The sequence below is a fragment of the Aestuariivita sp. genome, from assembly GCF_049276915.1.
GTDB lineage: Bacteria > Pseudomonadota > Alphaproteobacteria > Rhodobacterales > Rhodobacteraceae > Aestuariivita.
The window spans coordinates 1-10,010 of record NZ_JBASXK010000008.1 but is presented as its reverse complement, the minus strand read 5'-3'; the positions used below and the strand labels follow the sequence as shown (position 1 = coordinate 10,010).

10 protein-coding genes and 1 tRNA gene are annotated in these 10,010 nt (G+C 61.8%); 3 read left to right on the top strand and 8 right to left on the bottom strand.

The window, feature by feature from the left end:
* Window positions 1-33 precede the first annotated feature (33 nt).
* The 5 genes from WAO69_RS00700 to WAO69_RS00680 all read right to left on the bottom strand — a co-directional run bounded on the left by WAO69_RS00700 (window position 34) and on the right by WAO69_RS00680 (window position 4,675).
* Window positions 34-108: transfer RNA gene (locus tag WAO69_RS00700), tRNA-Glu, on the bottom strand.
* An 85-nt stretch (window positions 109-193) separates the two neighbouring features.
* Complete coding sequence (gene recJ / locus WAO69_RS00695) at window positions 194-1,939, bottom strand: single-stranded-DNA-specific exonuclease RecJ (protein ID WP_422175704.1); 1,746 nt, start codon at window positions 1,937-1,939, stop codon at window positions 194-196.
* A gap of 44 nt (window positions 1,940-1,983) precedes the next feature.
* The gene (glpX, locus tag WAO69_RS00690; protein WP_422175708.1) at window positions 1,984-2,958 is read right to left on the bottom strand and encodes a class II fructose-bisphosphatase; all 975 of its coding nucleotides are present in this window, start codon (window positions 2,956-2,958) and stop codon (window positions 1,984-1,986) included.
* Window positions 2,959-2,995: 37 nt separating this feature from the next.
* The gene (locus WAO69_RS00685; RefSeq protein WP_422175702.1) at window positions 2,996-4,282 is read right to left on the bottom strand and encodes a homoserine dehydrogenase; all 1,287 of its coding nucleotides are present in this window, start codon (window positions 4,280-4,282) and stop codon (window positions 2,996-2,998) included.
* Window positions 4,283-4,357: 75 nt separating this feature from the next.
* Window positions 4,358-4,675: a hypothetical protein gene (locus WAO69_RS00680; RefSeq protein WP_422175700.1), complete on the bottom strand. Its 318-nt coding sequence runs from the start codon at window positions 4,673-4,675 to the stop codon at window positions 4,358-4,360.
* 79 nt (window positions 4,676-4,754) lie between these two features.
* On the opposite strand from WAO69_RS00680, the gene WAO69_RS00675 reads away from it, so the two are divergent.
* The 3 genes from WAO69_RS00675 to WAO69_RS00665 all read left to right on the top strand — a co-directional run bounded on the left by WAO69_RS00675 (window position 4,755) and on the right by WAO69_RS00665 (window position 7,026).
* Entirely contained in the window at window positions 4,755-5,345 is a 591-nt protein-coding gene (locus WAO69_RS00675) for a TetR/AcrR family transcriptional regulator (protein WP_422175706.1), read from the top strand.
* Window positions 5,346-5,539: 194 nt separating this feature from the next.
* Window positions 5,540-6,496 carry an NAD(P)-dependent oxidoreductase gene (locus WAO69_RS00670; RefSeq protein WP_422175698.1) on the top strand — a complete coding sequence of 319 codons (957 nt, stop codon included), beginning with the start codon at window positions 5,540-5,542 and terminating at the stop codon, window positions 6,494-6,496.
* Between the two features lie 59 nt (window positions 6,497-6,555).
* Window positions 6,556-7,026: a hypothetical protein gene (locus WAO69_RS00665; RefSeq protein ID WP_422175696.1), complete on the top strand. Its 471-nt coding sequence runs from the start codon at window positions 6,556-6,558 to the stop codon at window positions 7,024-7,026.
* Here WAO69_RS00665 and WAO69_RS00660 read toward each other — a convergent pair.
* From WAO69_RS00660 to WAO69_RS00650, 3 genes are read right to left on the bottom strand one after another with little or no spacing between them, the layout of a single operon-like run.
* On the bottom strand, window positions 7,023-7,586 hold the full coding sequence (locus WAO69_RS00660) for a TadE/TadG family type IV pilus assembly protein (protein WP_422175694.1): 564 nt from the start codon (window positions 7,584-7,586) through the stop codon (window positions 7,023-7,025). The two genes, WAO69_RS00665 and WAO69_RS00660, sit on opposite strands and share 4 nt — an antisense overlap.
* Before the next feature lie 4 nt (window positions 7,587-7,590).
* Window positions 7,591-8,127, bottom strand: a complete 537-nt coding sequence (locus WAO69_RS00655; RefSeq protein WP_422175692.1) for a TadE/TadG family type IV pilus assembly protein — start codon at window positions 8,125-8,127, stop codon at window positions 7,591-7,593.
* Window positions 8,124-9,947 carry a pilus assembly protein TadG-related protein gene (locus WAO69_RS00650; RefSeq protein ID WP_422175690.1) on the bottom strand — a complete coding sequence of 608 codons (1,824 nt, stop codon included), beginning with the start codon at window positions 9,945-9,947 and terminating at the stop codon, window positions 8,124-8,126. The genes WAO69_RS00655 and WAO69_RS00650 overlap by 4 nt, the downstream gene beginning before the upstream one ends.
* Between the last annotated feature and the right edge of the window lie 63 nt (window positions 9,948-10,010).

Sequence of the window (10,010 nt, the reverse complement as noted above, 5' to 3'; positions counted from 1 at the left end):
AAAAATCCATAAAAATAAGGGATTTAACCAAACTGGCAGCCCGTAGGGGAATCGAACCCCTCTTTCCAGGTTGAAAACCTGGCGTCCTAACCGATAGACGAACGGGCCACTTGTGGTCGTGAGCGCGTGATTATGAAATCAAGCCGGTGCGCGCAAGCGGAAATTTGCACTTGGGCACATATTTTGGTGCCAGTCAGCTTCCAGCAGGAGCCGCGTCTTCCACGCGCATCTGAACACGCTGGCGACCGCCCCAGTGATTGATCTCAAGCCGCCCTGCCAGATGAAAGCGTGCGCCGTCGCCCGCACTCAGCCGCGGGCCAAGATCGCTGTCGAATGCGCCAAAGCAGATGGCGTCCAGCGCCCCGCCCATACCGTCCGATAGCGTCAGCTTGAGGTGGCTCTCACCCACGCGCTTGGCGAACTTCAAAGCCATGTCCGGCAAGGCAAACCGCGGGGCAGGGGCGGCCGAGCCAAAGGGGCCTGCATCCTCCAGGGCCGTGATCAACTCGGGCGTGGCGGCAGCGGGCATCAGCGCGCCATCCAGACGCAGATCGGCGGGACCGGCAGCGCCTGCACCCTGGCGTGCCAAAAGCTCCGACAGGCGCGCCATGGCTGCATCCAGCCGGTCACGCGTCACGGTCAGACCAGCGGCCATCTTGTGCCCGCCGCCCTTGATCAGAAGACCTTCCTGCGCGAGGCGTTGAATCGAGGCACCCAGATCCACGCCTGACACCGATCGCCCCGAACCTTTGCCGATCTCGCCGTCAAACCCGATGACGATGGCGGGCCGGTTTGCCGCTTCTTTCAGCCGTGCGGCGACGATGCCGACAACGCCGGGGTGCCAGCCCTCACCGGCGGCCCAGACCAGCGGTGCGTCAAAGCCGCGGCTCTCGGCCTGATCCAGAGCGGCAAGGCGCACCTGTGCTTCGATCTCGCGCCGCTCGGCGTTCAGCTCTTCCAGGCGCGCGGCCATGGCGGCAGCTTCATGCGGATCGGAACTTGCCAGCAACCGCGCGCCAAGATCGGCCTGTCCGATGCGCCCGCCCGCGTTCACCCTTGGCCCCAGAACAAAACCCAGATGATAGGCCATGGGGGCCGTATCCAGCCGCGCGGCATCCGCCAAAGCCACCAGTCCCGGACGCTCCCGGCGCGCCATGACCGCCAGGCCCTGGCGAACCAACGCGCGGTTGGCACCGCTCAAAGGGGCCACATCCGCCACCGTTGCCAGCGCAACAAGATCCAGCAGCGAGATCAGATCCGGCCCTGTCCGTCCGCTCTCCCGCAATTGCCGACCGGCTTCAACAAGCATCAGGAACACCACGGCCGCCGCGCAGAGATAGCCCAGATCGCCGGTTTCATCCTGCCGGTTGGGATTCACAACCGCCAGCGCAGGCGGCAGGGTCTCGCCGCCCAGGTGGTGATCCAGAACCACCACATCCGCATCCCGCGCGGCGGCCAGCGCCTCATGGCTGAGCGTGCCGCAATCCACGCAGAGGATCAGGTCGTGATCGCGCGCAAGCCCGGCCATGGCAGGCGGGTTGGGGCCATAACCCTCGTCAATGCGGTCCGGCACATAAAGCGTTGCCGTCAACCCCATGGCGCGCAGCCACCAGATCAACAAAGCCGCCGAACTGCCGCCATCCACATCGTAATCGGCAAAGATCGCAATGCGCTGACGCGCAACGACCGCCTGCAGGAATCGCGCGGCGGCCGTCTCCATGTCTTTGAGGCTGCGCGGATCCGGCAGAAGATCCCGCAAAAGCGGCTTCAGGAACGCCTCGGCCTCTTCCGGCACCACCCCACGACGCGCCAAGACCTGCGCCAGTGGCCGGGGCAGGTCACAGATCTGAACCAGCGCATCCGCGGCGCGCTCCAGCGCGATGTCAGGACCGACCCAGCGCCGCCCGGTGATGGACTGTTCTACCCCGAGAAACGCCAAGTATCCCCCTGCTTCTTTCTGGTCGAAAATACCCAAACACCGCCTCAGGTGACGGGCGTTCGATACTCCATCCGGCGGACGGATCCGGTCTTGGACCGCATGATCAGGGTTTCCGTGGTCACCCAGCCTGGCTCACGGCGGATGCCGCGCAACAGGCTTCCACCGGTCACGCCGGTCGCGGCGAAAATCACGTCCTGTTTCACCATCTCGTCACGGGTATAGATGCGGTCGAAATCGGTGATCCCGGCGCGGTCGGCGCGGGCGCGCTCATCATCGTTGCGAAACAGAAGCCGGCCGAAAATCTGGCCGCCCATGCATTTGAGCGCCGCTGCCGCCAGCACACCCTCGGGCGCACCGCCTGTGCCCATATACATGTCGATCCCGGTCACGTCGGCGTCGGCGCAATGCATCACACCGGCCACATCACCATCGGTGATGAGCCGGATCGCGGCCCCGGTTGAGCGCACGCCTGCGATCATCTCCTCATGGCGCGGGCGTTCCAGTATGCACACGGTGATGTCAGAAGCCTTGCACCCCCTGGCCGCAGCCAGCGCTTCGACCCGCTCGGCCGCGCTCATGTCAAGGCTCACAACACCAGGCGCATAACCGGGCCCGACAGCCAGTTTCTCCATGTAGACATCAGGCGCATGCAGCATCGAGCCGCGCGGGCCCATGGCAATCACCGTCAGCGCGTTGGGCATGTCCTTGGCTGTCAGCGTCGTGCCTTCCAGCGGATCCAGCGCAATATCCACGCCCGGACCATTTCCGGTGCCGACCTCTTCTCCGATATAGAGCATCGGCGCTTCGTCGCGCTCGCCCTCACCGATCACGACGACACCGGCGATATCCAGAAGGTTCAGCTGTTCGCGCATGGCATTGACCGCTGCCTGGTCTGCGGCTTTCTCATCTCCGCGCCCGATCAGCGCAGCAGAGGCAAGGGCAGCCTGCTCGGCCACGCGGGCCAGGCCAAGAGAAAGCATGCGGTCGCGAAATTCTGTATCTTCGGTCATGGAAAAGATGTGTCCCTCTAATGCGTGTGCCCGGTCTTGCCCGGGGTCAAAGATGTTCGATTCGCAGTGCCACGGGTGCCGTGGAGATGACGTCCGTGGTTTCCATCGCAGCCAGCGCATCATCCAGAGCGGCGCGGGACGTCTTGTGGGTCACGATCAGAACCGGCGCGTTTGTCCCGTCATGATCATATTGGCGCATCCGGTCGATCGAGATCCCGGAATTGCCCAGGATCGTCGCGATCTTGGCCAGCGCGCCGGGTTTGTCCATCAGCTCCATGCGCAGATAGAACGGAGCAGGCAGTTGCGAGCGCGCGCGCGTGGCCGTCTCAAGGGTATGGGCGGGTTGACCAAAGGTGGGCAGACGCAGCCCACGGGCGATATCGCAGACATCGCCCATCACCGCACTGGCCGTCGGCCCTTCGCCCGCGCCGGGGCCGCGCAGCACGATCTGTTCCACCGCATCGCCTTCGATCACCACCATATTGGTGCCGCCCTCAAGCTGACCCAGGGGAGAGTTCGCAGGCACAAGGCAAGGCTGCATGCGTTGTTCAAGCCCGCGTCCCGTGCGTTGCGCCACGCCCAGCAGCTTGATGCGATAGCCCATGTCGGCGGCAGCGCGGATATCGTCAATCGAGACCCGTTCGATCCCCTCCAGTTCCATGCCGTCAAAATCGGGCTTGGTGCCAAAGGCAATGGCCGACAGCAACGTCAGCTTGTGGCCCGCGTCGATGCCGCCCACGTCCAGCGTCGGATCCGCTTCGACATAGCCAAGCCCGTCGGCTTCCGCGAAAGCCTCCTGATAGCTCAGGCCCGCCTTTTCCATCCGCGTCAGGATGTAGTTGCAGGTGCCGTTCATCACACCCATCACACGCGTGATTTCATTGCCCGCCAGACCTTCGCTCAGCGCCTTGATCACGGGTATCCCGCCGGCCACGGCCGCCTCGTATCGGATCACGCGGCCTGCCGCTTCGGCCTGTTCGGCCAGCGCCTGACCATGAATGGCCAGCATCGCCTTGTTGGCGGTGACAACATCCTTGCCCGCCGCAAGGGCCGCTTGCGTCGAGACCTTGGCCGGGCCGTCCGTGCCACCCATCACCTCGACATAGACATCCACATCATCGCGGGTTGCCAGAGCGACGGGGTCATCTTCCCAGGCATATCCCGACATGGAAACGCCGCGATCCTTGTCCCGGTTGCGCGCCGAGATGGCGGTGATCACGATGTCACGTCCGGTGCGCGCTTTCAGAAGCGCGGCGTGCTGGCGAACGATCTTCACAACGCCGATTCCGACGGTGCCAAGGCCGGCAATGCCGAGACGAAGCGGTGTTGTCATGGATGTCCTCATGAATAGGCAAATGCGTGTTGCCATTCCTCTAGCCCGTCAGAGGGATGCGCGCAACCGTGGGGCTCAGTCTGTGACTGGTGGTTCACCAAGCCGTTCGCGCGTCGCCTGATCAATGCCCGTGGAGGCTTGCAGCCGGGTTGCACGCGCCTGCAGACCCGAGAGGCGCCGTTCCAGCGCGGCGGCTGTTTCGGCGTCGGCATCGGGGGTCTCGGGGGCGGGTCCCAGAAGCTGTTCGATCGGAACCAGATCCGGGTAATCGGCGTGCTTCAGGGCGGGGCTGACGCTGTCATCCAGATCCGGCGGCTTGGTGCAGGCCGCAACCAGTGCGACAGGTCCCGCAAGGGCAAGACAGAGGATCAGGGTCGGGGACGCGGGCATCATGCTCAAAGTGATGCATCAGCGAGAGACATGGCGCAAGCAGGGGTTTTATCTGAACGTCTGTTCAGTTAACCTGTTTGCCATGGCACGCACGGCAGGCTCTCATTCCGATATCACCGGTCCGCGCATCCGCGCGGCGGCATTGCGTCTGTTCGCGCGCGAGGGCTATGCGGCGGTGTCGATGCGCCAGATCGCCAGCGAAGTCGGCCTGCAGGTCGGCGCGCTGTACAATTACACGCCGGACAAGCAATCGCTGTTGTTCACGCTGATGGATGAACACATGACCGCCTTGTTGGCGGCCTGGCAGGAGGAGCCCAAAGGCGCTGTGCCCGAGGAGCGCCTGGAGGCCTTCACCCGGTTTCACATTCGCTTCAATTTGGAGCGGGCGGATGCGGTCTTCATATCCTACATGGAGCTGCGCAACCTCTCGCCCGAGAACTTTCTGGCGGTCGAGGCGCAGCGGCGCGCCTATGAAACCGCGCTGGAACAGATATTGAGTGACGGGGTTGCACAGGGCGTGTTCGCCATGGCTGATCCCAAAGTGGCCTCTCTGGCACTGATAGCCATGCTGACCGGGGTGAACACCTGGTATCGCGCCGGGGGGCGCCTGTCTCTGAGCCAGGTCCAGGGGATCTATTGGGACATGGTGCGCCAGATGGTTCAGGCGCGATGAGGTGAGCAAGATTTCGGATCGGCTCTGCCGATCCGATCTGCGCGAGGGCTGTGCCCTCGCGCATTTGGGTATTTCAGACCAGAAAGAAGCAGCAGGCGGATGCGATTTTGTCATTCGTATCCAGAGCGTCGCAATCAGGCGCGACTGGTCGAAAAAATGCCTCCAAAGCTGCGCGTCAAACAGGAGGACTATTCATGCAGATCGGCTTTATCGGATTGGGCAATGTGGGGGGCAAACTCTCTGGCAGTTTGCTGCGTAACGGTCATCAGGTCATGGTGTTTGACCTCAACCCCGAACTTGTGGCGGCCAAGGTTGCTGCGGGGGCCACGGCGGGGGAAAGTGCGGCGCATCTGATGCGTGTTTGCGATGCGGTGATCACCTGCTTGCCGAGCCCTGCGGCCAGCGATGCGGTGATGCAGGAGATGCTGCCCGAGGTCGGTCCGGGAAAGATCTGGATGGAGATGTCCACCACCGATGAGGCCGAAGTGAAACGCCTGGGCGCGCTGGTGATCGAACGGGGCGGGGCGGCGGTCGATTGCCCGGTCTCGGGGGGGTGCCATCGTGCGGATACGGGCAATATCTCGATTTTTGCGGGCTGTGATCGAGCCACGTTCGAGCGGATTCTGCCTTTGCTGACGGTTATGGGGCGGCGGGTCTTGCATACCGGCGATCTGGGCAGTGCCTCGATTCTGAAAGTCATCACGAATTACCTGGCCACGGCCAATCTGGTGAGCTGCGCCGAAGCTCTGACGGTGGCCAAGGGGGCCGGAATGGACCTGGCGACGGCCTATGAGGCGATCCGGATTTCCTCGGGCACGTCCTTTGTGCATGAAACCGAAAGCCAGGTGATCCTGAACGGGTCGCGCGATATCTCGTTCACCATGGATCTGGTGGCCAAGGATATCGGTCTGTTCCAGCAGGTGGCGGATCGTGCCGGTGTGCCGATCGAGGTCAACCCCCTGCTTATTCGCATTTTCGAGGATGGAATCGCCCGGTTCGGCCCGCGTGAGCTGAGCCCGAATATCATCCGCCGCCTGGAAGAGGCCACGGGGCTTGATATCCGCGCGCCGGGCTTTCCTGCCGAGATGGTCGATGATGAGCCCGAAGAGCCGGGGGCCGAGGTGGTGCTGCGCAGGGAGGCCGCCGAATAGGGCTGTCACGCAGGCCCGTTTCGCGCTAAAGCCGCGCCAGTCAAGCGGGGGGCAGCGCCATGTCAGATCAGTTCCGGGGCCGGGTGGAAGCGTCGCAATCACGCCGCTGGCTGGGGATCGGCATGCTGTTTTTCCTGGGCGCATTGCTGGTCTATATCGCCCTGGCGACGCCTCCCTCCTTTGGCTGGCAAGTGTTCCTGATCGTCATGGGCGGGGGATCTGTCTGGTTTGGAGACAAGATGCGCCGCGCGACGGAAGGCTGGATCGAGCTGACCGATGAGGGGATTGTCGATCAGAGTGGCGAGATGATCGTGCACATGGACGATATCATCAATGTCGAACGCGGCGCGCTGGCGTTCAAGCCGTCCAACGGCTTCATGTTGAAAACCAGAACCCCGGCCTCCCGTCGATGGGAACCGGGGCTCTGGTGGCGCTTTGGACGCCGGATCGGTGTGGGCGGTGTCACCCCGGCCTCGCAGGGCAAGGTGATGGCCGATCTGATCCTGATCAGACTGCGCGAGCGCGATTAGGCGTCGCCGCCTTCGAAGATCACCTGCGGCGCAAATCGTGGCCGGGTAAAGACGAAATTGTCCAGGACCTGCGTGCCCAGACCGGTGCGCATTACACCGTTCCAGGTGTTCCATGTCTCGACCAGGATCACGCGTTCCTCGTCTGGCATGACGGGCAGCTTTGGCTTGATATCAGCGACCTGGGCCTGCGTCATGGCAGACACGTCTCCGCGGACCTGGGACCAGTCGAGGTAATAGATGTCGTCCTCTTCGTCCCAGCGGATCACCGTGATGCGCATGGACATCGGCGTGTCGGTTCGCGTCAGCAGTTTGGTGATGTTATAGAGCGAGTCGATGTAAGCCGGTGTGATCGCCTGCGTCTCGCGCGAGATCAGGTCGCCCACCGTATAGGCGGCTTTCAGGTTCATCGCGCTCTGTCTGTAGGCGTCAAAGAACACGTAGCTTGCGCCATATGCCCAGAACAGAATCGGCATGAAAAGACAGAATTCGATCGTCCCGTTGCCGGCCGTGTCCTGACGGAACCGTTTGATGCGCGCCAAAAGGGATTTGAGGACTGACATGTGCTTACCTCGGTTCTTGCACAAAGGCGGAGGCGGTCACGAGCTTGTACTGACCATCGCCGTCCAGTTGAATCCGGTCCGCCATGCCGATATGCGGCAGGATGGGATCGAATTTCGCACAGACGCGCAGATACATCAGTTCATTGCTGGCACCGTTGATGAAGGAACGCACCGGATGGATCGGCTGGGTGCTGTCCACGCAGTCCGCGGTGGTCGGTGGATTGGCCCAGTTGAACGGGTCAATCCGCACCATTTCCAGGCGAACGTCGCTGTCACAGTCGGTCACGAAGGCCGCCCGCTCGCAGATTGCATCGCGGATCTGATCATGGGTCGGCACCGTGCCGGTCCCCAGTCGCAGATCGCGGACGGTCGAATCCACCGCGCGTTCCAGCATCGAGTAGTTGACGTGGATCATACCCAGTTCAACCGACCAAAGAAGCATCGTGAACATCGGAATGAACAGGAGCGAGAACTCGATGGTCGAGTTGCCATCCTCTTCCCGCGCGAAGCGGCGGAATGGCTTCATGGCGAACCGCATCATTGTGTCAACCTCAGCTGGCGGATGGAGGAGGCGATGGCCGCAAAGGCGTCCGAGATCTCCAACCCATCCACATCAAAAGCGTGTGCGGGGGAACTTGCGCAGTCTCTCAGCAACGGCATCACCGAGGTCGGTGCTTCAAAGCCGATGGTGAAGACGATCGTCCCGTTTTCCTTGGATGCGTTGCAGATGGCCTGGGTGCGCGCGTTCTTGGTCGAGTGGCCGACCCAGTCGAAGACATCCCAATACCAGTCGTTCCAGGCGTCATTGTCGTTCATGAAGGGTTCGTACAAAGCCTCGACGATCCGTTGCATTGATGTCCATGCCCAAAGCTCGGGATAGCTCAGCAAGACCGCCTCACCGGGTTCATCATAGACGACCGTGGTGGTCACCTGGCGGTAGTTCCGGCATGAGCCATTACGACGCCAGGACCGGCACTCCCACGTGGTTTCGGTCTCTTCGAAGACACCTTCACCATAGGCATGGTCCTGAAATGTGTCGTTCCAGGGCCAGTAATACAGGCCATCATCGGTGCGACCGTTGTTGTTGTCGTCATCCTCGTCCTGGCCCAGGTAGACCGAATAGATCTCTTCCTGTTCGTTCCACCAGATGTTGGAATCTCCCAGACGGAAGTTTTCGTTCATGAAATACTGGTCGGTATTCTGACCATCCGTCATCAGCACGATCACCTTGATCGTTTCGGCATCGTTATGCGCCACCGGGCGGTCCGCATACGCGGGACTGACCAGACCGATTGCGGGGTCGGCAAGTTGTGCCGCGATGGGCTGGAAGCTGGGGTCAAGCAGGATCGAGCCCCATTTCATGCCGACATCCAGGGATGTGTTTCCGTCCGCGTAAAACCCGTCGATATAGTTTTTCAACGCGCCGCGGTTGTCCGACAGCAGGATCATTTCGCGTCTTGAGTCAGCTTCGCAAACCGGGTTGCGCACCAGATCGACCGGGTCATTGTCGCGGCCGTCGAAATTGTCCCACGGGTCGAAATGCAGCGTGCGTTCATATTCTGTTTCGGAGCTGATGGACGTGTTGGTGAATTCGTCTCCTGGCCAGTTGATGCACAAGGACAGGTTGTGAGCGCGCGCATGGGCGGCAGCAGCGGTTTCGTGATCTGCAATTGCTGTGATCTGTTCTTCGGTCATCGTGTCGATGACCGCCTCGATCGGGCGGAATTTGACGTTCAGCTGGTCAAACAACTGCTGGGGCGCGGTCACCTGCGTGGCATATGGTACGATCGAGATCGTCACCGTGCCAGCCTCGGAATTGTCAAACATGCTGTCGACGAATTCCTTCGCCGCAGATTTCAGGTTGGTCAGACGCCCGTAGTTGCCCATGGAGCCGGAGACGTCGAGAACAAGAGAGATCTCGACCGAGTCGATGGCCTCCTGCGCGGTGCTGACATTTGAAATTGACAGATGGTCGACGCCGGTCATTTGCATGAAGAAGGTGCCGACCTGCATTTCGGCCGAGGCCGTCACGGTGCGTGATCCCAGTGTTTCGGTCACGCTAACGTTGGTCAGGCTGTCAGACAATCCGGCCTTGGCAAAGTAATCCTGAACCACGGCTTCGGGTGAAAGCGGCTGATCGAGGTCGGCGGCAGCAAGCACCGCACGGTCAAGCGTGTTCTGAAGATGCGCGCGGTCGCGCTCATAGCGCATGATGTCGACCCCGATGCCAACGACCAGCAGGGAGCTCATCAATATGAAGATCCCGAGAAGAGTCATCGAGCCGTCTTCACGATGCCTGAATCCCTTCATAGGACGGGCATCAGCGGTTGCTCCTGTCACGTGTCGGTCAATCTTGGTCATTCCCGTCTCGCCTTTCTCGCAAGCCCGAACAATTCGAGCTGCCGGATACATTGCGGCCCACGG

Excerpts from the sequence above, each read along its gene's own strand:
- WAO69_RS00665 (WP_422175696.1), top strand. The coding sequence starts at position 6,556 with ATGTCAGATCAGTTCCGGGGCCGGGTGGAAGCGTCGCAATCACGCCGC.
- WAO69_RS00670 (WP_422175698.1), top strand. The coding sequence starts at position 5,540 with ATGCAGATCGGCTTTATCGGATTGGGCAATGTGGGGGGCAAACTCTCT.
- WAO69_RS00650 (WP_422175690.1), bottom strand. The coding sequence starts at position 9,947 with ATGACCAAGATTGACCGACACGTGACAGGAGCAACCGCTGATGCCCGT.
- WAO69_RS00675 (WP_422175706.1), top strand. The coding sequence starts at position 4,755 with ATGGCACGCACGGCAGGCTCTCATTCCGATATCACCGGTCCGCGCATC.
- WAO69_RS00660 (WP_422175694.1), bottom strand. The coding sequence starts at position 7,586 with ATGTCAGTCCTCAAATCCCTTTTGGCGCGCATCAAACGGTTCCGTCAG.
- WAO69_RS00655 (WP_422175692.1), bottom strand. The coding sequence starts at position 8,127 with ATGATGCGGTTCGCCATGAAGCCATTCCGCCGCTTCGCGCGGGAAGAG.
- WAO69_RS00680 (WP_422175700.1), bottom strand. The coding sequence starts at position 4,675 with ATGATGCCCGCGTCCCCGACCCTGATCCTCTGTCTTGCCCTTGCGGGA.
- WAO69_RS00685 (WP_422175702.1), bottom strand. The coding sequence starts at position 4,282 with ATGACAACACCGCTTCGTCTCGGCATTGCCGGCCTTGGCACCGTCGGA.